21 protein-coding genes are annotated in these 26,291 nt (G+C 43.9%); 8 read left to right on the top strand and 13 right to left on the bottom strand.

The window, feature by feature from the left end:
* Window positions 1–24 precede the first annotated feature (24 nt).
* Window positions 25–3,474 (top strand): ThuA domain-containing protein, encoded by a 3,450-nt coding sequence (locus tag B5X68_RS20330; protein ID WP_082216621.1) that lies wholly within the window; start codon window positions 25–27, stop codon window positions 3,472–3,474.
* A 41-nt stretch (window positions 3,475–3,515) separates the two neighbouring features.
* Entirely contained in the window at window positions 3,516–3,899 is a 384-nt protein-coding gene (locus B5X68_RS20325) for a hypothetical protein (RefSeq protein ID WP_082216620.1), read from the top strand.
* Window positions 3,900–3,902: 3 nt separating this feature from the next.
* Here B5X68_RS20325 and porU2 read toward each other — a convergent pair whose 3' ends face one another.
* Entirely contained in the window at window positions 3,903–7,328 is a 3,426-nt protein-coding gene (gene porU2 / locus B5X68_RS20320; protein WP_229208502.1) for a putative type IX secretion system sortase PorU2, read from the bottom strand.
* 64 nt (window positions 7,329–7,392) lie between these two features.
* Window positions 7,393–9,555, bottom strand: a complete 2,163-nt coding sequence (locus tag B5X68_RS20315; RefSeq protein WP_082216619.1) for a xanthine dehydrogenase family protein molybdopterin-binding subunit — start codon at window positions 9,553–9,555, stop codon at window positions 7,393–7,395.
* Between the two features lie 196 nt (window positions 9,556–9,751).
* On the opposite strand from B5X68_RS20315, the gene B5X68_RS20310 reads away from it, so the two are divergent.
* On the top strand, window positions 9,752–11,050 hold the full coding sequence (locus B5X68_RS20310; protein WP_082216618.1) for an amidohydrolase family protein: 1,299 nt from the start codon (window positions 9,752–9,754) through the stop codon (window positions 11,048–11,050).
* Window positions 11,051–11,075: 25 nt separating this feature from the next.
* Window positions 11,076–13,505, top strand: coding sequence for an ABC transporter permease (locus B5X68_RS20305; protein ID WP_082216617.1), 2,430 nt, complete (start codon window positions 11,076–11,078; stop codon window positions 13,503–13,505).
* Between the two features lie 10 nt (window positions 13,506–13,515).
* Here the strand turns inward: B5X68_RS20305 and B5X68_RS20300 are convergent, their stop codons facing one another.
* The 8 genes from B5X68_RS20300 to B5X68_RS28980 all read right to left on the bottom strand — a co-directional run bounded on the left by B5X68_RS20300 (window position 13,516) and on the right by B5X68_RS28980 (window position 19,806).
* The gene (locus tag B5X68_RS20300) at window positions 13,516–14,865 is read right to left on the bottom strand and encodes an alginate export family protein (RefSeq protein ID WP_229208501.1); all 1,350 of its coding nucleotides are present in this window, start codon (window positions 14,863–14,865) and stop codon (window positions 13,516–13,518) included.
* Between the two features lie 24 nt (window positions 14,866–14,889).
* A complete protein-coding gene (locus B5X68_RS20295; RefSeq protein ID WP_082216616.1) occupies window positions 14,890–15,804 on the bottom strand; it encodes an LEA/WHy family protein in 915 nt (304 codons plus the stop codon).
* Window positions 15,805–15,883: 79 nt separating this feature from the next.
* The gene (locus tag B5X68_RS20290; RefSeq protein WP_082216615.1) at window positions 15,884–16,528 is read right to left on the bottom strand and encodes a pseudaminic acid biosynthesis-associated methylase; all 645 of its coding nucleotides are present in this window, start codon (window positions 16,526–16,528) and stop codon (window positions 15,884–15,886) included.
* A gap of 503 nt (window positions 16,529–17,031) precedes the next feature.
* Window positions 17,032–17,655 carry a hypothetical protein gene (locus B5X68_RS20285; protein ID WP_082216614.1) on the bottom strand — a complete coding sequence of 208 codons (624 nt, stop codon included), beginning with the start codon at window positions 17,653–17,655 and terminating at the stop codon, window positions 17,032–17,034.
* Window positions 17,656–17,733: 78 nt separating this feature from the next.
* On the bottom strand, window positions 17,734–18,315 hold the full coding sequence (locus tag B5X68_RS20280) for a Crp/Fnr family transcriptional regulator (protein ID WP_082216613.1): 582 nt from the start codon (window positions 18,313–18,315) through the stop codon (window positions 17,734–17,736).
* A 219-nt stretch (window positions 18,316–18,534) separates the two neighbouring features.
* A complete protein-coding gene (locus B5X68_RS20275; protein ID WP_082216612.1) occupies window positions 18,535–19,074 on the bottom strand; it encodes a hypothetical protein in 540 nt (179 codons plus the stop codon).
* The gene (locus tag B5X68_RS20270) at window positions 19,071–19,550 is read right to left on the bottom strand and encodes an RNA polymerase sigma factor (protein WP_082216611.1); all 480 of its coding nucleotides are present in this window, start codon (window positions 19,548–19,550) and stop codon (window positions 19,071–19,073) included. Before B5X68_RS20270 ends, B5X68_RS20275 begins: the two co-directional genes overlap by 4 nt.
* A 79-nt stretch (window positions 19,551–19,629) precedes the next feature.
* Entirely contained in the window at window positions 19,630–19,806 is a 177-nt protein-coding gene (locus B5X68_RS28980; protein ID WP_170916694.1) for a hypothetical protein, read from the bottom strand.
* A 251-nt stretch (window positions 19,807–20,057) separates the two neighbouring features.
* On the opposite strand from B5X68_RS28980, the gene B5X68_RS20265 reads away from it, so the two are divergent.
* From B5X68_RS20265 to B5X68_RS20255, 3 genes are all read left to right on the top strand, one after another.
* Window positions 20,058–21,479 carry an alanine/glycine:cation symporter family protein gene (locus tag B5X68_RS20265; protein ID WP_082216610.1) on the top strand — a complete coding sequence of 474 codons (1,422 nt, stop codon included), beginning with the start codon at window positions 20,058–20,060 and terminating at the stop codon, window positions 21,477–21,479.
* 71 nt (window positions 21,480–21,550) lie between these two features.
* On the top strand, window positions 21,551–22,870 hold the full coding sequence (locus tag B5X68_RS20260; RefSeq protein WP_082216609.1) for a DUF389 domain-containing protein: 1,320 nt from the start codon (window positions 21,551–21,553) through the stop codon (window positions 22,868–22,870).
* A 221-nt stretch (window positions 22,871–23,091) separates the two neighbouring features.
* Window positions 23,092–23,658, top strand: coding sequence for a cupin domain-containing protein (locus B5X68_RS20255; RefSeq protein ID WP_082216608.1), 567 nt, complete (start codon window positions 23,092–23,094; stop codon window positions 23,656–23,658).
* Window positions 23,659–23,741: 83 nt separating this feature from the next.
* Here the strand turns inward: B5X68_RS20255 and B5X68_RS20250 are convergent, their stop codons facing one another.
* Complete coding sequence (locus B5X68_RS20250; protein ID WP_082216607.1) at window positions 23,742–24,080, bottom strand: winged helix-turn-helix transcriptional regulator; 339 nt, start codon at window positions 24,078–24,080, stop codon at window positions 23,742–23,744.
* A gap of 117 nt (window positions 24,081–24,197) precedes the next feature.
* Between B5X68_RS20250 and B5X68_RS20245 the strand changes: the two genes are divergently transcribed.
* Window positions 24,198–24,599 carry a DoxX family protein gene (locus B5X68_RS20245; RefSeq protein WP_082216874.1) on the top strand — a complete coding sequence of 134 codons (402 nt, stop codon included), beginning with the start codon at window positions 24,198–24,200 and terminating at the stop codon, window positions 24,597–24,599.
* Between the two features lie 257 nt (window positions 24,600–24,856).
* On the opposite strand, the gene B5X68_RS20240 is transcribed toward B5X68_RS20245, so the two are convergent.
* Together B5X68_RS20240 and B5X68_RS20235 are read right to left on the bottom strand one after the other, a co-directional pair.
* On the bottom strand, window positions 24,857–25,558 hold the full coding sequence (locus tag B5X68_RS20240) for a WD40/YVTN/BNR-like repeat-containing protein (RefSeq protein ID WP_082216606.1): 702 nt from the start codon (window positions 25,556–25,558) through the stop codon (window positions 24,857–24,859).
* A 115-nt stretch (window positions 25,559–25,673) separates the two neighbouring features.
* On the bottom strand, window positions 25,674–25,919 hold the full coding sequence (locus B5X68_RS20235) for a hypothetical protein (RefSeq protein ID WP_082216605.1): 246 nt from the start codon (window positions 25,917–25,919) through the stop codon (window positions 25,674–25,676).
* Between the last annotated feature and the right edge of the window lie 372 nt (window positions 25,920–26,291).

Here is a 26,291-nt window from a genome sequence, read left to right as displayed (position 1 = left end):
CTTAATCAAAAACCAAGATATCGGATGAAAGTTAAATTTCTACTAATGCAGGTGCTCACTTTGAGTTTTTGTATGGTGTTTAAGACGGCTGTTGCGCAAACCGCGAAGGTCAATGTGTTGGTTTTTAGCAAAACGGCTTCTTTCAGGCATGAATCCATTGGTGCTGGCAAAACAGCATTGGGAAAGATGGCGAAAGAGAAAGGTTTTGGTGTCAGTTTCACTGAGGACGCCAGCCAGTTCAACGAGTCCAATCTGAAAAAATACAATACGGTTGTGTTTCTGAACACAACTGGGGATGTGCTGACAAACGAGCAGCAAGTTGCATTTGAGCGGTACATTCAGGCAGGCGGAGGTTACACGGGTATACACGCAGCCACGGATACGGAGTACGAGTGGCCCTGGTATGGACAGCTGGCCGGAGCGTATTTTCTGGATCATCCGATGACGCCCAGCAATGTGCAGAAGGGGAAGTTTATTGTAACAGAAAAAAACCATTGGGCTACGCAAGGCATGCCCGATGAGTTTGAGAAAACAGATGAATTTTACAGCTTCAAAGATATTTCCCCGAAGATCAATGTCGTGCTTAAAATCGATGAAAAAAGCTATATAGGCGGTAAAAACCCTGATTTTCACCCTATGAGCTGGTACCAGGAATTTGACGGAGGCCGTTCTTTCTATACCGCTATGGGACACACAGATGAGACATTCTCAGATCCTCTTTTCTTGAATCACCTTTATGCCGGCATAAAATATACAACGGGAGGCGATGCACCTAAGGCAGTCGATTTTACTAAATCCAGACCAGAGGAGAACCGATTTACCAAGGTTATTCTGGAAGAAAAATTGGATGAGCCCATGGAGCTGAGCGTGCTGGATAACGACCGTATCCTGTTTATTCAGCGGAAGGGCGAAGTCAGGCTTTATAATGTTAAAACCAAAGAATTGAAAAACATTGCCACCATTCCTGTTAGTACAAAGTACAAAAACAAGGAAGGCAAGGAATCAACCGGTGAGGACGGCCTTTTAGGTTTGAATAAAGACCCCAACTTTGCGCAGAATCATTGGATTTACCTATACTATTCTATCCCGGAAGCACCGAAAAATGTGCTTGCAAGGTTTGAAATGAAAGGCGACCAGCTGGATCTTGATTCTAAAAAAGTGTTGCTGGAAGTTGAAACACAGCGCGAGGAATGCTGTCATACAGGAGGCTCAATTGCCTGGGACAAAGCGGGTAACTTGTATTTGTCGACAGGGGACAACACCAATCCGCATGGCTCCAATGGTTACAGTCCGAGCGACGAGCGGGAGGGCAGATCGGCATGGGATGCGCAAAAATCTTCTGCCAACACCAATGACCTGCGCGGGAAAATCATTCGCATTAAGCCACAGCCGGATGGCACCTACACCATTCCGGACGGCAACTTGTTCGCCAAAGGCACACCACAAACCCGCCCCGAAATTTTTACCATGGGCCACAGAAACCCGTTCAGAATTTCGGTTGACCAGAAAACCGGTTACGTATATTGGGGAGAGGTTGGCCCTGATGCGGCTAAACCGGATTCGCTAAGAGGCCCGGCCGGCCATGATGAAGTGGGGCAAGCGCGTAAGGCCGGAAATTTTGGCTGGCCGCATTTTGTAGGAGACAACAAGGCATATAACAAGTATGATTTCACGGCAAGTAAATCACTGGAAAAGTGGGACGTTGATGCTCCTACGAATAATTCGCCAAGTAATACAGGCCTAAAAGTGCTTCCACCAGCTCAAAAAGCATTTATCTGGTATCCTTATGGAACGTCCAAAGAGTTTCCATTAACGGGAAGTGGTGGAAGGAACGCAATGGCGGGCCCGGTCTTTTATTCGGATGGTCTCAAAAATGCGCCTCATGCATTTCCAGCATATTACAACGGCAAGCTGCTCACTTACGACTGGATGCGCGGCTGGATTATGTCTGTTACCATGGATAAGGAAGGCAATTTTGCTGCGATGGAACGGTTTATGCCAAGCTACAAATTCTCAAATCCAATGGACATGGAATTTGCGGAAAATGGTGATTTGTATATGCTTGAATACGGGACAGGCTGGTTTTCAGCGAACGATGATGCCCGGTTGATCCGCATTGAATACAACGGCGGCAACCGCAAACCGCAGATTCAAATGGCTGCCAATAAAATGGGAGGCGCCGCACCGCTTGCATTGAAACTGGATGCGAAAGGGACTGTCGATGCCGATAATGATCCGCTGAGTTATTCATGGAAAATCACCTCCAAAAATGGTTTTAGCAAACAGATCAACACACCCGAAGCGGGTTTAACCCTTACGAAACTTGGAATTTACAAAGCAACATTGACTGTGAATGATGGCAAAGGTGGCGTTAACACGCAGTCGATGGACATTACGGTGGGGAATGAGCCGCCTGTATTGAGCCTCAATATGCCGATGGGCAATAAGTCGTTCTATTCGGCTAACAAACCATTCAACTACGACGTCAAAGTTTCGGACAAGGAAGATGGGACATTGGAAAAAGGCATTGATGCAGAGCGTGTTGCAGTCAATATTGATTACTTGGCAGAAGGTTTTGACAAAATTGCCATTGCCCAGGGACACCGATCGGCAGACGCGAGCGCAGCTTTTGCCCCGGGTAAAAAACTAATTGAAGCCAGCGATTGCAAAGCTTGTCATAGTGTGGATAAAAAGTCCATCGGGCCGGCTTACCGGGAGGTTTCCACAAAATATAAAGACGATAAGTCCGCCGTTGAAAGACTGACGAAGAAAGTGATTGCCGGGGGAGGAGGCGTTTGGGGTGAAACGGCTATGGCGGCACATCCGCAATTATCGGCGGCTGATGCGTCGGAAATGGTCAAATATATTTTGAATGTTACCAATGAGAAGCCGAAGGAGAAGTCAATGCCGGTGAAAGGCAGCTATGTGGCCAAAGTGCCAACAGGCGATAAGGGCAAGGGTGTGTACATTGTCAGGGCAGCATATGAAGACGGCGGGGCGAGCGGATTGCCATCATTGAAATCCGAAAAAACGCTTGTTTTGAAAAATGCTAAGGTGGATATGCACAGTTTTGATGTGTACGAAGACATTATGAAGATTTCCAATGGTGGAATGAACCTGGCAATTGCTTCCAAATCCGGCGCATACATTGTTCTGAAACAAACGGATTTGAACGGAATTTCGGAGTTGCAATTACAGGCAGTTGCACCAAAACCTCAGCTCAATGCTGTTGGGGGAAAAGTGGAAGTCCGGCTGGACAGCCCCACAGGTCCTTTGGTAGGCTCCTCGGAATTTCTGGAACCTTCTGAAAAGCTTGATTTTAAGCCGAACCTGCTTAGTGTCCCGATTAAGGTTTCGGACAAGGCGGATGGCAAATTGCATGATGTGTATCTGGTCTTTACCAATCCGGCGGCAGACGGACATTCACTAATGGTCGTTCTTGGAGCGGAATTCAAACTTGTTGAAAATCAATAACAATTATCAATATATCATTCTCACTTAAAATCAATTATGCAATGAAAAGAACCTGTATCGCTATCGTATTTTTATTTTTAGGGATTGCCGTGAATGGCTTTTCGCAAACTGCAACTCCCAACGACCTGTTCTTGGGCAAATGGGAGATTCTTGTCGTGGGCACGCCAGACGGAGATTCGAAATTGGTAACGGAACTCACCAGAAAAGAGGGTAAACTGACCGGCGAATTAAAAGACCCGACAGGCAAAAATCCGAATGCCTTGCCTATTTCGAACATTATTGAGGAAGGAAATAAGATGACCATCTATTTTGAAGCACAGGGAACGGAAGTTTCGCTTGATCTTGCAAAAGTGGATGATGACCATTTGAAAGGCTCCGTGATGAGCGGAATGTTTGATGCGACAGCGGTGAGGATTAAAGAATAGGATTTACTTTCCGTAAATAATTACTTTGCCCGGAAATGTGACGAAGGTTTCGTTCCGGGCATTCACGAGCAAAACCTTGTACATATAAAGTCCGGCTGACAGGTCGGATGGCATCCAATACCATTCATTTGTGAGCGCTCCTGAGGCTGGTTGAAGACTTTTGTCTTCAACCACAATGCCTCTTTGATTATAAATGATGTATTTAATTGATTTCAGATCAGCGTTAACGGCAGTTTTGAGCTCGAAACGTAAATACGATGAGGCAGGATTTGGGCTTACTACGAGTTCGGAAGGCGGATTTTCGTCATCGCTTATCTCAAAAAGCATTCTGTAAGGCTGAGCAACTGCATTTCCGGCGCGATCTTTGGCATTAACTAAAATTTCGTACGCGCCTGCTTTCAAGTCCGTGGCAAAATTTAGTTTCAGCGCTTTTAAATCAAGTGCGTTTATTTTAATATTATTTTCTAAATAGCTGATCCTCTCAAAATCGCATTTATCATCTCCGCAATGCTTGATGAATATTTCAATCAGGGATGTGTCGGCTAAAAGCTGCTTGTCATCTGACAGATAGATTGTTATCTGCGGCTTGGCGGCAATAGTTTCTTTGTGCTCCAACAATCTATCGTCAAATTTGACGGTCAACAACGGCGGGACGATGTCCTTTGCATGCTCTGAGGAGAATGCGTTTTTATCCTTTACTGAATCCCAGTCAATGTCCAGTTCTGCAACATTATTATCAACATTCAGCTCACTGATGGCACGTTTCGGATCGATTTCAACACGGATTTTCTGAATGTCGCGGGAATTGAGTAAGGTGACTTGACATGCAAATTGAGAAGGGAATGATTTGATTGACTCTGTTTTAGTAATGTTGCCCTTTCTTCCAAAATAAGTCAAAGTAACAGGCACATGTTGTTTGGCAATAAACCGGCCATTATTTGATATTTTGATCAGAACTTTCAAGGAATCAGAGGCTTCTATCGACTTATTCGGAGATTGCGCCTGCAGTGCAATACTTTCATCAGGATCAACTGCATAGTCGGGTTTATCCACCGTGATGAGCTTCAAAGCAGGATCACCTTGTAGTATAGTCTGGTGTGTATTGGCAATGCTGTGCGCATCTTTATGCTTTGACAGGATGTCATTTGCCACGGCCATTTGAATTTTTCCGATCGGTAAATGGGCGGTGGCGGAATCCATGAACATATAATGATACAACCGTTGCAGATAGGCTGCGGAAGGGCTTACATAACTTTCATAGGAGTTGGCAATAACGGCAATCGCTCCGCGATTAGGAGCCAGAAGCCAATCGAGCGAAAGCGTGATCCGGTCAGCTGATTTAGGTGTTTTTGGTTTTTGATTAAACTTGTCAGCAAAAATGTTCCCGACACCACAGCCATTGAAATACAACACTGGATATTTATGCAGATTGCTATAACTGCGTGCAGCATCGGTTATGTAGCCCATATCAAGATCGGTAATATACCAGGATCCATGTCCAAAAAAAGTGATCAGCCCGGCGCCCGCATTCACTTCGGGCGTTATATTAACTGGCTCCGGTTCCGGCATTGCCTGTTGTTTGGCAAATTGCTTCACTTTTCCTCCCAGTTCACCATTTTCTACATCGGTCTCCAATGCGCTTAAAAGGCCTTTCAGCTGGCTGATTTCTTCGACTGTTTTTCCACCATTCAAGTGCAGCACGTTTTTTCGCCAGCTGTAATCTTTCATGCTTTCGTAATCCTTAACTTTCTGCAGGTAATCGATAACATGTTGATTTGTAACGGCAGATAGGCGACCTACCGGAATCGCCGGGACATCCTGTGGGGCTCCGGCTAGTCCTTCTACAAGCAGCATGTCCGAAGCAGGGTACCCGATTGTTGGCACTTCGTCTGGCAGTTCCCTTTTCATTGCTTCATTTTGTGTAATAGACTTGCCAATGAGGAACAAATATTTATCCTTGCCTCCCTCAGTAAGCATATAGGATATAAACTTCCGGACCGCAACTGGGCTGGGCTCGCCGTAATTGAATTGATTGTAAATCTCCCGAATGTTGACAATCAGAGGTTTGAAGCCACCGCCAGATTGTGAAGCCCGGTATTTGGCAAATTGTGTGGCGCCTTCCAGCAAACTGTCTGTGGTAATGATAATGTAGTCCGGTTCCTTTGGGATTAGTGGCTGGAACTTGATATCCTTTATTTTCGATACATCAACATTAAAAACCTCTTTCGTAGCAAACAAGGTTTGTTCTTCTCCAGCCTGGCGAGGCACTATAATGCTTTCATTTTTGGCTTTAATGACAATGGGTTTGTCAGGATCAGAAATATCTGTGAATGTGAAGTCTGCGGAAGCGCCTTTAAATGAGATCCTGCTCCGATCATCCTGGACGGGAAAAAGCCTGAATTCCTTACTTGCCTGTTTTTCGATATAAAATGACTGTGGGAATTCAACTGAGAAATAAGTCAACGAAAATCTGTCCAATCTATCTGCATTAACTGTTTTAAGAGAGATCACTCCATTTTTATCAGCATCCGTATCCTCTTGTTTTAATTCAAATGAATATTTTGTGGGACTAAATCGTGAATTTGTCAGCACGGTTACATGCCGCAGCGACTTTGGATTCTTACCAACATAGACTTCAATTTTATGCTCCTTATCGCTTCTGCCATGGATCAGCAGCTTAATGAAGGGTTTTTGAGAAGCATTTATATGATTTTGCAACTTGAAATTTACGGTTATCAAGCCGGCACCATCATTATCCTGCACTTTTCCGGTCCTGCTGGCACCTAGCTCGAAATAGCTATTCAGAAAAGGTGGTTTGCTTATGGCTTTGAGCGTACTTAATGAATAATCATCCTGGTAAACCGTTGTTAATGTTTCTTTGTGAAAAGGCAATAAGGGCACATTATTATCAATCGGCTCGTCAATGATTTTAGCTCTGTTGCCCGGCGAATCGCCGACTGTCAGAAAGTAAGCACCTTCATCGGAATACATACTAAAATACGGATTGACGCGGGAGCTCATCGGCCGGTACAGGAGCGAATCGCTTGCGCCGTCATTGGGTACAGCATAGAAAAGGATTTCTTTATTGGACGCGCTTATAATGGATACTTGTTTTCCCCTTCTCCACAATTGAATCTTGTCGGGGGAATTCGTCGGAAAGCTTTTGGGTAAGGCCGAAAGCGATATTTTATGGAGTCCTTTTTTTTCAATCCCAATCTTCACATAAGGCTTTGTATAATCGATCCAGTTGTTGGCATAAGGCGCTCCCCACTGCGCATTGGCCACATTTGCAGATAGCCAAATTGAGAAAAATATTAATTTAATGAGTGTATGATTATGGTAACGCATATTGCTTCTCGAAAAACCTCGGCCTGATTCAAGCCATTGTCTTGCAAGGAAATGCGAACAATCCACTAAATACTTCTCCATTTAGCAACCGTGCGATATGGGTTATTCTGAGGTAAATTTTGGAAAAGCGTCACCCGCGTCAAATCTAAACTTCATCCAGTTTAAAAGGCAATTTCCTGATTCGTTTGCCGGTGAGATCAAAAATAGCGTTGCACAGTGCGGGTGCAAATGCGGGCAATCCGGGTTCGCCTACGCCGCCTGGCTTTTCATCATTTTCCATAATGTGCACCTCCATTTGCGGGATCTCGCCAATGCGCGGCAAAGGGTAGGTATGGAAATTTTTTTCAATGGCTCTTCCGTCTTCGAAATGCGTGGCGTGGTTAACAGATGCGCCAATGGCCATTACAATGCTGCCTTCGACCTGGGCGCGTATAATGTCTGGATTAACGTACCAGCCGCAATCCATAACTGCATATACTTTATCGATCCGGATCTTTCCGTCCTGCTGGCGGGAAACCTTCACAGCCTGGCCAACAATGCCGCCGAAACATTCGGTGAGAGCCATTCCCCAACCACCGTTCTTATTCCTCGACTGCCAGCCGCTGACCGATGCGAGTTTAGTTATCAGTGCCTGGTAACGTGGAGTGATGAAATGTGCTTTTCTAAATTCCAGGGGATCTTGAGCGGCGAGATGTGCTAGCTCATCAATAAAACTTTCGCAGGCGAATGTATCTACATTGGCACCAGGTGCACGCCACCACATAGTAGGAATGGGAGATTTTGTGGGCATACCACCAAAACTATAATGCGGAATAGATTTGTAATAATCAGCAACAAGACCGGCTATTCCGCCTGTATTCTTGGTTACAAGCTCCGGAGTGGCGTCTTTGTCCTGCCCGGGTCCGATAGGCTGGGATGCAGAAATAATCTGGAATGAAAAGATCTTATTTTGGTTATCCACGCCGCCTCTGCATTTGTATGTGGCTCCCGGACGGAACGGGCCCATGCTCATGTCATCTTCCCTCGTCCAAACGACCTGCACCGGCGTCTTGATCTCTTTCGAAATAAGGGCGGCTTCCAAAGGATAGTCAGGAAATGCTTTTCGCCCGAAACCGCCACCGAGAAACGTCATGTTTACCTTCACATTTGCAATTGGAATTTTGAATCTGTCGCTCAAATCGGCCTGGATCCAGTTGGCTTCCTGTATGGGACCCCAAATTTCAATGCTGTCGTCTTTTACATTGGCAATGCAATTGAGCGGTTCCATGCAGCTGTGCGACTGATAGGGCATTTCATAGTGTGCGTCAATGGTTTTCGAAGTATTTTTAAATGCTGTTTCAAAATCATCAGATGGCAAGGGCTTTTCAAGATCCTCATTCATTCTTGTAAAAAGCTGTTCCGAAGCCAGGTGCTCAAAACCTTCGTCGTCCCATTCCACTTTGAGCAATGTACGCCCTTTCATCGCCGACCATAGCGAATCTGCAACTACAGCGACGCCTTCGTACACCAGGCCGAACACAACCCTTTGTACTTTCAGCACATGAGTTACCCCTTTCACTGATTTGGTAGCCTTGTCGTCGAAATTTTTAACTTTTCCCCTAAAACGGGGGTTCCGCTCTACAACCGCGTACAGCATACCGGGGAGTTGTTTGTCGAGCCCGAATACGGCGGAGCCATTCACTTTGGAGACAATATCATTGCGCCGAAGAGGCTTACCGATGATTTTATAGTCCTTTCTAGCTTTTAGTTGAACCAGCAGGGGTGGCTTTAATGCCGCAGCATCTTTGACGAGCATCCCGTAGCCTAGCTTTTTTCCTGAGGCGCGGTGGAGAACATGACCATTCTCCGCATAACACTGATCTTTATCAACATTCCATTGGTTTGCCGCCGCTGCAATGAGCATTTCCCTTGCAGATGCGCCGATGGTTAGCAGCTGCTGATACCAGCCTCGAACGGAAAAGCTTCCTTCCTGTGGCTGGGGCCCATATTTTTGAGGATTGGCCTGGGCAAACCGGATCTGCACATCGTCCATGCTTACTTCCAGTTCCTCAGCAATGATTTGCGGAATTGCCTGCCAGGTTCCCTGTCCCATTTCCGACCGGTGGTTAAAAATGGTAACTTTTCCAGCTCCATCTATGGATATCCAGGCCATCAGCTCGGTTTCAGCCTGCGCTGTACTATCAAACTGAACAATATTACAAGCGGTTGCTCCTGATGCAGGCCACTGCCAGCCGAGTGTCAGTACAATGCTAGAAAAACCTGCCTTTTGCAGAAAAGTTCTTCTGGAAAAATCTCCTTTTTGTCCCATGGCTACGAATCTAAATTTTCGCTAATTCGCTGTATAATAATACGAAAAAAGAATGTAAGTGCCGAGATACGTCCTTTTTCTGGAGGATTTCAATGGGATCGCCCGATGTAACCAAGTTGCTACCAAATGCGAATTTTCCTATTGCAGAACTAAGAATATTTGTTATTATTGGAAGACTAAAAATAAATATAACCTGATGCTGCTCACAAACTTTACCAGACCTCTTTCACTTTGTATCCTCACCATTTTATTTTTTGTAAAAACAATTTCCGCCCAGCCCGCAGAGAAATATTATCTGATCAAAGCAGGGCAAATGTATGATTCGGAAAAAAATCAATTTCTGAAAAACAAACAGATCCTGATCAAAGGCGACATCATTTTGAAAATCGGTGATAAACTTGATGCGCCGTCAGGTACAACCGTTCTGGACTATAGCAATGCCACCGTTACCCCGGGTTTAATTGACGCCCACACGCATTTGCTTTTTCGGCAGGGGGTCAATGAAAATCTTGCTTTCGACGGGATGATGAACTCTCCCGAAACAAGGGTGCTGAGAGCTGTTGGCTATGCAAAAAGCTATTTGAATGCAGGCTTTACTTCGATAAGGGATTTGGGGAATTCCGAACAATATCTGGATCTGGAAGTTAATAAAGCAATTGAGAGAGGTGATTTTCCAGGCCCCAGGATGATTTTTTCCGGCCCGATCATTAGCGCAATGGATGGGCAGCTGTATGGTATGCCGGTTAAGGAATTTGATAAATATTCGAGCAAAGAGTACACAATGGTCAGTGGTGCAGAGGAGGCAACAAAAGCGGTGAAAGAGCATATTGCGCGGGGTGTCGACGTGATCAAGATCACAGCCATCGGAAATCGCCTGACCTTAACATTGGAGGAAATGAAGGCAATCGTAAAAGCTGCCCATAGCGAAAGAATCAAAGTTACTGCACATTGTGATCGGGACTGGGCCGTACATGCGGCTATTGAAGCGGGCGTTGACGGACTCGAACATGGCTACGGTTTTAAGCCTGCTACACTTGATACTATGGCAAAAAGGGGAATTTATCTGGTTCCGACAGACGGTTCTGTAGATCTCCAGAGAATTTATATGAAGGGGCAGAACATGGCATTTAATGAGCAGGAAGCACAGAAAAATTTCAAACCATTGCAGGACAGAATACAGGCCGCTCATAAGGCAGGCGTCATGATCGTAGCCGGTTCGGATGCTTATATGGACTTTAATCTACCTAGAGGGGAGCTGGCGAAGTATAGTGTTTCCGGTTATTTCGATGCGGGGTTGTCGGCTGCTGATGTATTAAAAACGGCCACTTACAATGCTGCCATCGCATTGGGAATGCAGGGTCAGATCGGCGTTTTGAAAGAAAATGCCAAGGCAGATATCTCGGTTTTTAACGGGGATATGCAAATGGACTTCAAGAAGGCTCTTTTTGACGTAAAAATGGTGATGAAAAACGGCGAGGTGGAGGCTCAAAACTGACTTAGATTCTCAAATTTTCGGCGCTATGATCAGAAACTTTTTGACTATTGGTTATCGGAATTTTAGGAAAGGGCGTATTTATTCCTTCACTAATCTTTTCGGACTTGTTGTGGGCTTATCCAGTGTGATGCTGATCATCGCCTACATTAGGTATGAACTGTCTTTTGATAAACATTTTTCCAATTCTGACAGGATATATTATCTGGTAATGGAGTCGAACAGCACGGATCCAATCGAGAGGACCGTACAAACGCCCGAAGCACTTGGAAAAACACTGGCTGCGGAATTTTTTGAGATTGAAACATTCACCTCCCTGCTCCCTTACAAAACAACGTATCTGGTGGACGACAGGCCTGTGCAGTTGAATTCCATTATGGTTAATCCCAATTTTCTGGAAATTTTTGATTTGCCAATCACTCAAGGGGATAAAGCCACTGCCTTGAAAGATAAATCTGGCATTGTATTAAGCAGAGAAACGGCTGAAAAGCTTTTTCCTGGCACAGACGCAGTTGGTAAAACACTGACCCGTAAATCGTTCAATGGGGCTCTAACCTATTACACGGTTACAGCCATCGCTGAAAATATCCCCGCAAATACGCATTTCAGTGCAGATGTCATTTTATCTCAACCTGTTAGCACCCAAACTTTAAATTTTCGCGGTTATTCAGGATTACCGCAGTATATACTTTTTAAGCCCAAAGCCAACATTGCCAGGGTCGAAGCGAGAATGCAGAATGTTTTGACAAAGTACAACCTGAATAAAACCACCAGTATCCGTCTTTTGCCATTAATCGACATTCATTTACGCACTGGTAAAATTTCAAGTGCCAATCTAAATCTAAGTGACATCCGCTACATATATATTTTTGGCATTGCCGCGGTGCTCATATTATTGATCGGTTGCATTAATTACATGAACTTGACAACCGCCCAGGCATTACAGCGGGTTAAGGAAGTGGGTATCCGGAAAACATTGGGAAGCGGACGTGCTCAGCTTGCCTTTCAATTTATAGGAGAATCGTTTTTGTTTTTTGTGCTTGCAACTGGATTGGGAGCTATTGTTTCAGTTTTGGCGTTGCCTGTGTTCAACAAATTGTTACAGGTCAATTTGCTGGTAAGTGACCTTCTCTGCCTTCGAAACCTGGTTTTGTTTCTCCTGATCTCACTCGGGGCAGGGGCATTGTCAGGAATTTATCCAGCTCTTTTCCTCAGTAAATTGCAGCCCGCCAGCATCTTAAAAGACAGGAGTGGTGGCCTGAACATTAATTTCAGTCTGCGTAAAATATTAATTGTATTGCAGTTTAGCATTTCATTAGTCCTCATTGTTGCCACTATCGTTGTTTGGCAGCAGCTTCACTTGTTCAACAGCAGGCCGCTAGGGTTCAATAAAGATCATTTGCTGATTTTACCATCCATTCATCTCAGTAGTAAACCGGAAGCATTCAAATCAAAATTGCTTAGCAGCCCAAATATTGGCTCCGTCAGTTTTGCAGAACTTAACTTAGGCAATTCCATAGGAAACACGTCAAGTATGACCGATCCGGCCGATAGTTCGCATAGTTTACACTTTGGATTTGTTTATGGCGATCAGGATTTTCTTAAAACAATGGACATAAAGGTTAAAAGCGGCAGGGATTTTTCACACGAATCTCCAAGTGACTACATGGATTACGATTCGCTGTACACAGCTGCGAGGAAGGAATCGGACACCAAGCTTGCCGATGAATTGCTTTATCAAAGTCCAATTATTATCACGGAAAGCCTGGCAAAAGCGTTGCGATTAAAACAGCCTGTGAATGAAGTGATAAAACTCGGCGCATTGCAAGGGACCGTGATAGGCGTCGTAAATGATTTTCAGGTTACCACTTTGAAAGAGACAAGCCCATTGCTTGTTTATAAGCCAAAAAAAGGATGGTTTGGCACAACCACTTACATTCGTCTGAATAACCGAAATATTCCGGAAAGCATCCGTTACATTGAGCAGACCTGGAAGGAATTTTTTCCAACAGAAAATTTCCATTATTCCTTTGCTGACGACAATTTGCAAAAACTCTACGAGTCAGAGAACCGGCTGGCCTCCATTTTTACTTCATTTGCCTTACTGGCGATTTCAATATCCGCTTTGGGGTTATTTAGTCTGGCCGCATTAGTTGTTAAACAGCGAACAAAGGAAATCAGCATTAGAAAAGTACTGGGTGCATCTGTATCCGGAATCGCTTTGTTGCTGTCCCGGGATTTCATAATACTGATTCTCATCGCGGTCGTGATCGCCTCCCCGGTTGCGTGGTATGGAATGAATCGGTGGTTACAGGATTTTGCAAACCGCATAGACATTCAATGGTGGACTTTTGTTCTGGCAGCTGCGCTGGCTTTGTTCACGGGCGTGCTTACAGTAAGTCTGCAAACAATTAAAGCGGCAAAAGCCAATCCAACGGAATCGTTAAAAAGAGAATAACTATCCAAATTCAAAGCGTAATCCATTTCCGGCTTAGCAGGCGAGGGGAGAGGGATACCATCAGATAGCTCCAAACCGGCGTCTTTCCTGCATCCGGAATCTTGTTGAGTAGTTCCATGCGCTTGTTGGCAACGGTAACCGAAAACCCATAAGTGATTTCTATTCCTTTGAGGGGCTTGTAATTCAAAGACAAGTCACTTTCAAACCCCAGGTACTTTCCATCGATTTCATTGCCTTCATTCAGCAGTGGATATTGTGAGTAAAATAGGTGGGCATCGCTTCGCAAAGATAGCTTTTCACCGGCCTGGAAAATGATAAACAGGTAAGGGTTGACCAGCCCTTTTTCATTAACATCCGCCGGGAACCTGGTGAACAGGTTCATATTGCCCATAAATTTCCAGGCAACCCCATAAAGCGGTACGAACGAGCGGGATATTTCTTTCGAAGCAGTATTTTTCTCGCCACTCAATATTTCGGCACCGAGTCGGAACAATGTTTTTCCGGTATTGGCGCTGATCTCGGGTTGAATGTAATAAGCCCGTAATTTTTCCGATGCTGCGTTTTCACCATATTGATAAAACGCGCTCACTGTTCCGTAAATGCTGCCCTGAGTGTATTCAAGCCGTCCGCCGTTGTTAATACGTTGATAGTACTGCCGGTCGTTGGTCGTTCTCCTGAATACATCCATCGCATTGATCGTTGTGAGGGTAATGTTATTACTGAACCTGTATTTCAGGTGATGGACAAAAAGATATTTATATGTATGCGAAGCAACCGGTGAGTAGGCGGGGTCGAAATACTGTCCATATGGACGGGTGAAAGCCAATGTCAGGTCTGTTTCTAATCTCTTTTTGTAAAGCAGCCGGATACCTTCGTGCGCCCGGCTCTGCTGTCCCCAGGGCGCAGCGGAGAAAATCCTGCCATTGTCGAGTGATAAAGCTTGTCTGCCAATCCTGACAGAAAAATTTTTAGTAAGAACGGGTTCGGCGTACAGCTCAAAAAAATTAACACTGCCGACGCGGGAAAAGCGTCCTGCATCACCCCAAACATGTATTTCCTGCGGCGAAACGTGTAAACTAAGGCGATTAGTCTTGTAAGTAATGCTGAGCCGGTTCCTCTGGGTGATATATAAATTGGGCTTGGCCGTATCGGCTGCTGTCCACCGAAAATTATCAAGGAACTCAGCTCTGGGCCTTAACTCAAAATCAATTGATATTTCCCGGTGTAAGGTATCTGCCGATTGTGCAGACAAATCACCGGCTCTAAAAAACGTGATTAGAAACGCTACAAAATAGAAATTAAGAATTGCAGGGTTGGGGGAGATCAGCCTGGACACAAAAAATACTTGTTCGTCATGCAAAACTAGCTGATAATCTATCAAATCCTAGTCCACTTTCTTGACGGTGTTTACGATCTCGTCAAGCGTGCCTGTGATGGTGGCATTCATTTTGCTGCCGCTCAGCATTTTGTTTTCCGAATCAATGTTGCCGGTAAATTTGCCAGCGAATTGCGTATCCTTTTTGTCTGTCAGCATCTTCCAGCCGGTTTTAAGCATATTCCCGTCCGTCATCAGCGCATGCATGGAAACGTTTTGAGTCCCTTTTGCAGGAATCCGGATTACTTTTTCTAAAACACCGTCCATTTCCAATGCATTTTCAACACTAAAATGGAATTTGGCATCGCTTAATTTTAATGGGAACAAATTTGGATTAAAGATTTCCACTTCAACGTCCATCCCTTTGCTTTTCAATTTGAGCGCATTCAGGTCAACATGTCTGACCTTGACTTTCGGAAACCTTAATGCAGGTAACCGTCTCGAGATATCCATGTTAAACTTCCGATCTCCGGCAATCGGGACGTCTACTTCAAAAGAAGCCTTCATTGAATAGTCAGCACTATCAATCTTTTTATCTTCAAAATATGTCAGAATCTGTGCCAGGGGTTTGGCCAGCACTTGCATGGGAAGTGTTATTGTGGAGCTGTCCGAAGATTGGATACTAATAGGTTTTTCATAGGCATCCTCAATAACCTTTACCGAGTCAATGTAAATGATATAATTCAACCGGCTTGTTTTAATATCCACCGGGAGTGGGTTATAGAGCGTCACCTGGCTAACCAGCTTGATCCGCTCCGCATCGATATCGGTGATCTTGGCCGATGCCACGCCAATAGTCGGCATTACTTTATCGGCCGCTTTCTCTTTTGCCTGGTCGGAACTGGGCGATTTCCACCACCAGATCCCAGCTCCGGCCAGCAACAATATTAATAGCGATATAATGTACCATTTGTTGAACCGCATGTGCTCAGAATTAAGATTTCTTCTGCTTTCCCGATATAATTCTTATGCCAGCCAACGGTGAGAGGAAAATGTGTATTCGTTATTTTGTCAATAAATAGATCTCATCCACATTCCCCTTTTCTTTTTCAGAGATATAAGGAACTTTGGCACGAGAGACCTCCTTTAAATCGGGGAAGTTTTTCATAAAAATGCCGGCGAAATCAGCTTTCCAGAGATAGCCGGTATTTCCCCGGTAGTTGATATCTTGAATATCGTCGGCATAGTATTCCCATCCCATGATATACTTATTGCTGCAGCGGTACATTTCCTTCATGATACGGCTGTGGTCTGCGGGAGCTATATGGATTAAGACCCCGTTGGTACATACCAGGTCAAAAAACGCATCTTTAAAAGGCAGGTCAAAGCCAGAACCCTGCATAATGTTGATTTTGCTGTTAATTTGCTTGGCTTTTTCCACGGCATAATGTTGTAACTCTATGCCATATAGATTTTCAAAACCCATTCTCTGAAAACCTCTTAGCTGCATACCAATGTTGCAGCCGACTTCCAATATCCTGATATCCTTAGGCAAACCTTCCAGCACGATATTGTTAATATCTAATTTTGACTTGCCCCAATTGTCCAGATAAAATTTATCCCACTCTGCATCAGATTGCCAGGAATTCCTGTCGCTGTATTCTTGCCCGAAATTTTTACTCCAGAAATTCTCCTGATCAGTTTTCATAGTTAAATTAGATTTATTTGACTAATTATAAATTCCTGTTTTTCTATGAGAAATGTGGGACATATATTGCCACAGCCTTCATACTCGATATTGGCACAGCGTCAGCGCTAGTGCAAAAATTACGAACGTTAAAACTCTTTGCGGCTGGTCGCATCGGATTTTGGACATTTCGCTAGATGCGTCAGATCTTGGCGGCTATGTTATCAGCGCCATATGAACGATCACAATTCCAATAAAGGATGTTGAGTGTAGCAGTTTTTCCTAGGGAGGCAACTGTCAAACAATAATAATTGTTTCAGTTTGAGTTGCAAAGAAAGAATGCCGGTAAATGACTGGATAGTACTAAATTACAAGTTATCTATCGCCAATGCCATCGATACAACGGAAATGGCGGAGGTAATAGTATAGCGCGGTTATAATTTATTCCTGGATTACCCGATGAAAACAGCCCCCGAGCTGTGGTATCGAAATAAAATAGTTGCCTTCATCCTGTCATTGCAGTCTTAAAAATTAAAACCAAAGTGCAATCCCGGCTGCCCGAAGAAGAATCTTGACCATCTGTCATCAATCTGTTTAAACGAATCAGGCATTTTTGATTGATAGGGACGATGCGTTATTGCAATTGAAGGTTGTATAAAAAACCTATCCTTGAAAAGTTTAACGTGATAACCAATGGAGTAAGTGTTAAAGATTTGAAAGCCATTGTCAATTTTATTACCGTTATCATTTGCAAAAGTTTGCAAAGCAGGCATCACGTCAATTTGAGCAAAAAGACCTTTCCATAAAAACCTGTAATACGAAACTGAAACTCCGTATTCTCGAATATAACCTGGAAACCCCTCACCTTCTGCTTCATATGATTTTCCAAAAGGAATGCCAATTGGCCAGCCATATTTCCAGGTTTTAAATTCAAGTGAGATTACATCTTTTCCTGTAATGCGATAACCTAAGTTCAGATAAACCATTTCAGGCTTATTGTTATCAGGAATAAGATTAGCCAGCATGAATAAAGTACTCCCTACAAAAAACTTCTTATAGGTGCTGTCTTGTTTGGCATATTGCGCTCTAACTTGTAGAGTGCTTGCCATCATTAAAATTAACGCGAAACGTAAAAATCTCTTTTGCATATCTTTTCCTGTTAAATGATACTGCAAATTAGATTAGCAGGTTGCTTAAATACGTTCACTTAAGTTAAGAAATGACTCTTAACCTTTATCTTTTTCCAAAATCCTTGCCCTTAACCTGCTTAATGACTGTGGTTTTATACCAAGATAACTGGCTAACTGGTGTTGCGGAACACGTTGAATCAAGTCAGGTCTTTTTTGTAACAGATTCAAATATCGTTGTTCGGGAGAAGAGGTCTTAAACTCATCAAAATTAATTTGTTGCTTAACCAAAAGTTCCTCTCCCAATATTCTGCAAAGGCTTTCAAACTTTGGAAACTTGCTAAACATCTCAGTTTCCATATCAGGGGTTGAAATTATCAGGATTGTATCTTCCACACACGATATGTAATATTCGGAAGGGGCTTTATTAATAACACAATGCGGCGTCAAAGCTTCCATTTCTGTGTAGAATGCCGTTGTTTTTTCTTCTCCGCTTATTATATAATAGGTCCGGATACAACCTTTAAGAACAAAGTACCCATCATTAGACCTTTGTCCTTCTTTGAGTAAAGTTGTTCCCTTTTTAAAAGAACGGAATATGTCTAAAGAAACGATAGCGTTCTTTTCATCATCTGTCAGAGAAATGTATTTTGCTATAAAGTCAAATAATAAATCTTGCATTGTTTTATGTTGTTACTGTCGTTCTGTTACACTGCCACCAGCGTTTTGGGGCTTTGCGTTGGCTATGTTACACTTAACAAGTTACAATATTTTTCGCTAGTGCACTAAAACCGAAAAAGCCCGGTCCGAAGACCAGGTTTTTGTCGGGATGACAGAGTCGAACCGCGCCGCCGCCGCGCCACGGTGGCTTAGTGGCTGTGGTAGCCTAATGTCTTATGTTTATGACTGCCAATTTTCAATGCAATGCCCTATTCTGTTTATTCTCGCAGACCATATCTTATGATTTATATAAGCCTGAAAGGCGACGAGCAACAGAAGGCCAATTAGCATCCAGTTTTTTTCAGTATCAAGCTCTACAGAAGAAACAAAGAAAATTAACAGGCAAATCAATGAGACCGTCCGTGTCAGCAAAGAAACCATAGCATATCCTTTAAGCTTTTTGTGATATTTAATCATCGACTGTAAAATATCTTCTCCTGATACAATGTTTTTTGCGGCCAGGTAGCCCGTCAAGCTATGTATGATGACCAGGAGAAAAGATCCTACCAATAAGAAATTGGCGTACAACGGTTTTTTGTCCCCATCAAACATCGTATAGTAAACGGCGAGAAATAGGATGTAGGACACTATTTCTATCACAAGCCGCAGCCTTATAGCATTTAACTGGCTAGTTCCTTTTTTTAGCATTGGCTGCTCTTTCATGCCGGTATGTTCTGGCTGAATGCTTTTCCAATCGTTTTTAAGTTCATCGAGATTCATTTTACTGGATTTAATATTTTTTTTAAACTGGACCTAATTCTTCCCATTTTTACGGCGATATGGTTTTCGCTCAACCCCGTTATTTCTGCCATCTGGCGATAGTCGAAGTCTTCGAAATACAATGCGAGTAAAGCCCTGTCTGCTTCATTTAGCTTTTTCAGTATTACAAACAGCTGCTCTTCTCTCTCCCGACTCTCATAATCAATGTTGGTATCTTCCTTGTCAGGTAATCGTTCGGGGAATGATAATATTATGCTCTTCTTTCGATAGCAGGCCATTGCGGTGTTAAGGGCAATTCTGTATATCCAAGTACTTTGCTTGGACTTCCCCTCGAATTTTGAGAAAGACTGCCACAACTGTAAAACGATCTCTTGAAAAAGATCCGCGCGATCCTCAGGACTGTCCCGGTAAAGTCGTGTCACCTTATGAATGGTGGCCTTATGCATAGTGATCATCTCCAAAAACTGTTTTTCCATGCTATCTGTTTTTTAAAAAACGAATCGATTGTCCCCTTAGATTGGCTTTGAGGCCTTTAATGGTGTCATCTGAATCTTTTCAAATTCGATCATTCCTGGCAAGCATTACTGTGCCGTTAAAGCCAATTGATCGCTGCTGCACGCTCAAATAACGGTCAATCAAGTCAGTCTGTTCTTTCTGGGTCTGGGCAATGTATCTTGTCGGAAGACCTGGTACACAAATAACAACGAGTATAAAAATTTGTAATCTGTTCATCTTTTTTTCTGTTAATCCGCACCATTAGTAGGGATTTATTGAAAAAGATGACAAGTGATAAAGAAATGTTTATTTGCCGAATACGAATTTGCAGTGATCAGTGAAATGATTACACATAATCGCCAAAATGCGCCTGGTATAATGTAAAGTTCAGCATCGTATTTGATGGAAGGTGCCGGGAATCAACAAATTTTAGTTTTATTTAGGCAGCAGATCCGAAACATTTAATCTACCTTCTCTAAACCCGATACATGGAGCAAATCGTCAATTCAATTAATGGTGTTATTTGGAGCAATGCGCTCATCGCACTCTGCCTTGGAACAGGGATCTATTTTTCGGTCGTTACACGCTTCTTACAAGTCAGGTTTTTAAAGGATATGGTTAGCCTGCTTTTTAGCAACAAGGCATCCGAAAAAGGGGTCTCATCATTTCAGGCTTTTGCGATTGCAATTTCTGGAAGGGTAGGGACCGGCAACATTGCAGGTGTCGCAACGGCAATTGCGATGGGAGGGCCCGGCGCCGTATTCTGGATGTGGGCCATTGCTTTTTTGGGCGCCGCATCTGCTTATGTGGAAGCCACACTCGGACAGATCTATAAGCAGGTCAAAGATGGGCAATACAGGGGAGGCCCGGCATTCTACATTGAAAAAGGGCTGGGTGTGAAGTGGTACGCGACATTATTTGCGATTGCTACCATTGCCAGCACCGCATTGTTTTTACCTGGCGTCCAGAGCAACAGCATTGCCACAAGCGCAAAAACAGCTTTTGACATTCCGGTTGAAATGACAGGAGCTGCCATTACAATACTGCTCGGGCTGATCATTTTTGGCGGGGTAAAGCGGATTGGCAGGGTGGCAGAACTAGTTGTCCCGTTTATGGCGGGTGCGTACATTCTCATGGCCCTGGTTATCATTGCCATCAATATCACGCAAGTTCCGGCCGTTTTCAGTCTGATTATCCGTTCCGCGTTCGATATGGAGCCTGCATTTGCCGGGATTTTTGGTATGGCCGTTTCCTGGGGTGTTAAACGCGGAATTTATTCCAATGAGGCAGGGCAGGGCACAGCGCCGCATGCTGCCGCAGCCGCAGAAGCCAGCCATCCCGTTAAACAAGGCCTGGTTCAGGCATTCTCTGTCTATGTCGACACTTTGTTTGTATGCACGGCTACCGCGCTGATGATCCTTTTTACAGGCAAGTTCAATGTGGTCAATCCCAATGGTGGCTTTTTGGTCGAGAATGTAAAAGGAATGGCAATCGGATCTGAATTTACGCAACAGGCCATCAATGCGCACTTTCCTGCTCTGGGAAGCGGATTTGTCTCCATAGCACTGCTTTTCTTTGCATTTACTACCATTATGGCCTACTACTACATTGCAGAAACCAATCTAAGTTATTTAATGAAAGACGGCGACAGTAAAATTATGCTGTGGCTCCTGCGTGGCCTGATCATGGCTGCTACATTTTATGGTTCGGTAAAAACAGCGGAACTGGCCTGGACGATCGGGGATATTGGTGTTGGGATGATGGCTTGGCTGAATATCATAGCGATTTTGCTTCTGAGAAAACCTGCGCTGGACGCACTTAAAGATTACCAGCAGCAGAAAAAGCAAGGCAAGGACCCGGTCTACAAGGCGTCTGAGTTGGGAGTCAAAAATGCAGAAGAATGGAACTGATATGATCGGGCAAATTGAATCTTTTCATGTGATTCTGCCCGTCGCCAATTACCTCATTATAAGCCACTGCTATGATCATTGAAAAGTTACTCAGAAGATTTGACATTTCTTCTGAGCGGGAGGACTACATAAAGATTCACGATACAGTCGAGAGTGGGATTGAGTTCAAAGGCACAAATTTGTGGATCCTTATTTTTGCCATCTTCATTGCATCGGTCGGTTTGAATGTCAATTCGACCGCCGTAATCATTGGGGCTATGCTCGTGTCACCATTAATGGGGCCGATCCTTGGCATGGGATATAGCATTGCGACTTATGATTTTTCACTTTTCAGAAAAGCACTCGTTAATTATTTATTTGCCATTGTGGCCGGCCTGCTTACGTCTGCCACGTATTTCTATGTTACACCCATTTACCAGGCGCATTCTGAGTTGTTGGCCAGGACGCAGCCCAATATTTATGACGTTATTATCGCGTTGGTGGGAGGACTTGCCGGAATCGTTGCGATTTCCAGTAAAAATAAAGGGAATGTAATTCCGGGAGTTGCCATAGCAACGGCACTGATGCCGCCGCTTTGTACGGCAGGTTATGGACTCGCGACGGCGAATTGGGGCTTTTTTTTTGGCGCGTTTTATCTGCTTACAATCAACACTGTATTTATCGGAAGTGCAACCCTGATCACTGTAAGGCTGCTTCAATATCCCATCCGTGACTATGCCAACCAGTACCAAAAGAAGATGGCAAACCGCTGGGTCAGTTTCTTAGTGCTCCTGACTACTATCCCCAGTATTTACTATGGTTACTTATTGGTTCAAAAAGAGCATTTCATTCAAAATGCCAACAATTTTATCACCAATGAAAGCTATATCGAGGGTGATTTCCTTTTAAAGCACGAACTGGATGCAGCTAAAAATCAGATCAAGCTTATTTATGGAGGAAAACTGATCGACGACTCCGAAAAGAAACGGTTAAACAGCCGAAAGGGAATTTATGGACTTGCAAGAACGACGCTGATTGTTCAGCAAGGGTTTTCTATTAATGATGTTTCAAGCGAGCTCACACAGAGCGACCGGTATCAGGCCGAAATTAATCAGCTAAAAACCGAGCTCAGCCGTAATCTTCAAAGGCAGGACAGCATTGGCGCACTTAAAAGAGCGACCGGTCTTTTGTTAAATGAGATCAAACCCCTATTCCCCGACGTCAAATACTGCTCAGCTGATCGGCAAACATTTTTTACCAATGGGGGTAAAACAAGCAATTATACAGTTGTTGTTTTAGGTTCTGGCAATGTGAAGCAAACCGGCAGGGACTTTACAAAAATAAAGAACTGGTTGCAGGTCAGGCTAAAAAGTGACTCGATCAAATTGTATGTAGAAAAGGCAGTTCCTTGAATGAGTTTCTACATGTCAGAGGGATAAAATTATTTAGAGGTAGCGCTTAGCAAGTCTAGCAACCTTATATTTATGTCAGCTGGGTTGCACGGTTCATACATGCTCTCGGTTTAGGCTCAAAGAAAACCCTACGCGATCGTTTACCCAAGATGTGCAAATTTGGACACTCTTCTGAATGCCCTTCATCAGACTGAAATAACTTTCAACATATATTGATCAATATGAAAAGAAATGCATTCATTGGTAGTATGGCTATCATCACTTCAATTACCTCGATTATATCTACGAAGGCAGCTGCTTTGACGAAAAAGATCGGAAAGGTATTCAAGGCGAAAAACGGTGAAGGACGTAAATATGGGCACCTCCAACTAAAGGGTGTCAATGCGAATGTATTGGACGTTAAGGTTTCGGGTAGTGATACAGACGGCGGCTTTGCAATCTTCGAGCAAACTTCATTAAGTCAGGGCCGTGGAACCCCATTACATGTGCATCCGGCCCAGGACGAAGTTTTTTACGTGATCGAAGGGGCCTACGAATTCCTTGTCGATCGGCAAAGGTTTAGTCTTACGGCTGGCGATAGCATCTTTTTGCCCCGCGAAGTCCCTCATGCCTGGACACAGGCATCACCCAAAGGAAAAATGCTGGTAACCTTACAGCCGGCTGGAAAATTAGAAGACTTTTTTGTTCAAATGGCAGCGCTAACGCACGAGCCTTCACAACAGGAAATTGCGCAATTGTTCGAAGCAAACGGGATGAAGGTATTAGGGCCACCGCTAAAGCTGGATTAATACATAATGTTACCAACCCATTGTACACAATAATTAGTAGCGTGTGGATTAATTGAACTTCCCAATATACAATTCATAGTCTTTTACTTTTCTATCACGACTGCGCGATGTGCTAAGCCCCAGTAATGTAGTGCTTCAAGTACATTTTCTAACGATTTGCCGTGGTCCGTAATTGTGTACTCAACGGTTGGCGGAAAGGTATCGTAAACACGCCGCGTGATTAGCTTGTTGCCTTCCAGATTTTTAAGCTCTTTGGATAAGGTTTTATCTGTGATGCCTGGCACCTCCTTTGAAAGCTGCTTAAATCGCTTGCTTCCACCTGATAACGAGAACAGTATCAGTAATTTCCATCTTCCCTCGACGGCTTCTAATGCATCTTTGATTGAGAGTGCCGTTTTTGGGCAACCGCCATTGGTTAACATCTTAATTTTTGTTTACATCCGTTACTTCCTGATTGGATAGTGCTATCCGATCAGGAAGCGCTATCGTGTGGATAGTAAAGGTAGGTAGTTTTGCTTATGGATTTAAAGCAAAGCAAAATGGAAAAAAAGCTAGTCAAATTTAATGCTGTAAATACGACGTTATGGTTACTGCAGGCCCTTTTGGCCTTAACGTTTTTATGGGGGGCATATGTCAAACTTTTTATGCCGACGGAAGAGCTTGCTAGGATGTGGCCGTGGACTGCTGAAAATGCTGTATTAGTTAAAATTGCGGGCGTAGCAGACACGCTTGCCGGAACAGGTATAATCATTCCGAGGTTACTCCGTATACGGCCGGTCTTAACACTTTATGCCTGCTATGGCATTATTTCTTTAATGCTCGCTGCAATTATTTTCCATGTATCAAGAGGTGAAGTTTCGCAGCTTGGGATTAATGTAGCAGTAACAATAATGGCTGCGGTCGCCATAATTCTTTGGAAATATTTAATGAAAGGCCGTTAGTTAAAAGATAGTACGTATAACAGCATTGGCTTCATTCAGAACGAACAAAAATTCAATCATTAACTCGAAAATGTTCGACCCATGTTCGACCTTAAAAAAATGCAACGTACAGTTTGATTTGCAAGTTGCTGATAACCAATGTCAGGATGACAAGATTCGAACCGCGCGGCAGCCCTACATAAAGGTGGGTCAACATTGGGGTCATTTACTTAAACGATTGTTTTAAAATCTTCAAAGTTTGAGTGTGTGTGGCGGTGTTAACCCGAAGAAGATACATTCCGTTGTGCTTTTGGGCCATCGGGATTGTTGTACGACGAACGGAACGTTCCTTTTCCGCCGACGGCCAGAAATGAATTTCCTAAAAATCGGATGCGGTTGAAAAACCAGGCCGATCCGGTTGGCTTCGCTGCATCAACCCAGCCCTCACCGTCGGGAGATACCAGTGCCACGCTTTTATTGGAGCAAACGGCCACAAACCGGCCATTTGAGAGATTGCAGTCGACACTACTCAGGGACAATGTTTGGTCTTGGAATGGCGCTTGATACCAGTATTTACTGTCCTTTGAGGACAAAATGGTTCCCTGGTTGCCTACGATCACAGACCTTCCGTTAAAGCCACCCTTTACAGACCGTAACTCGTTAATGGTGCCCGATCCCCGCACTGACCAGTCGATGCCAGTTTCAGAAGAAGTTTTGATCACCCCGTTCGATCCCACAGCAATGAAGCCGTAATTTACATAAGCAACATCGTTCAGGTCATCCAGGCCATTTGGCCGTTGTGTCCAGTTTTGTCCGTCTGTGGATGTCAGTAATGCGCCTGCTGAGCCAACGATTACAAATGTTCCGTAACCATGAGCAATACTTTTAAGTTTTTGTGTGGTACCCAGCGATTTTTTGCTCCACGAGATCCCGTCCTGCGAAGTGAGAATCACACCCGGACTGCCGACTGCGATAAACATATTGTTGGCAAAAACGATACCGTATAAAGTGCCGGTGCTGCCCAGGCCGGACTGTTGTGTTGTCCAAGTTTCGCCGTCTGGCGAAGTATAATGATTTTTGAAATGAACCAGCTGGTTATAGGACTACCCTAAACTGGTTCGCTGTAAGGGGTGCGTTCCCGCTTTTGGTTTCCTGCAATTGCGGATGTTCCTGGCTGTTATGCTTTGCCAGTTCACAATCAGTGGGACTGGCCGGCATAACTATTTCCTGCAAATCGGTAGCCTGCCCATCCAGCGGACCGAATGGAACATTGATGCCCGTTTGGTTGCAGGAAGTAAGCACGATAGTTAACAGGAGAGAGCATTTTATTAAAACTTTCATACTAAGAGCTAAGGGAGAAAAATGGCAGCAACAATTTATGAGGTAGGGAGTCTTAATGTGTTTTACGCAAAATTTCTCGCGCCGCTTCAAGGGTTTTATCCCCGCCATAACCCCAATTCTTGTGAAACTTCATGATATTCAGTAAGGTAGTTTTCCCGAACGACTTCGAAATAGGGGTAACTTTTTTGATTTTAACAAACGGTAGTGTGCAAACGTAACTCTTGGACATCGGCTTCTCAGCAGTCGCAACTAGAAGCAATGTTATATGGATTTGGCTTCATTGAAGGTCTTCTAGTTTACTATTGGAAAGCATTTATCCGTATCACTTGTCTTTGTTAGCACCACCTGGAGAGCTTCTTCAAAAGTATGGCA

The organism is Dyadobacter psychrophilus, assembly GCF_900167945.1.
Lineage (GTDB): Bacteria > Bacteroidota > Bacteroidia > Cytophagales > Spirosomataceae > Dyadobacter > Dyadobacter psychrophilus.
This window is presented reverse-complemented; position numbering and strand designations above follow the sequence as displayed.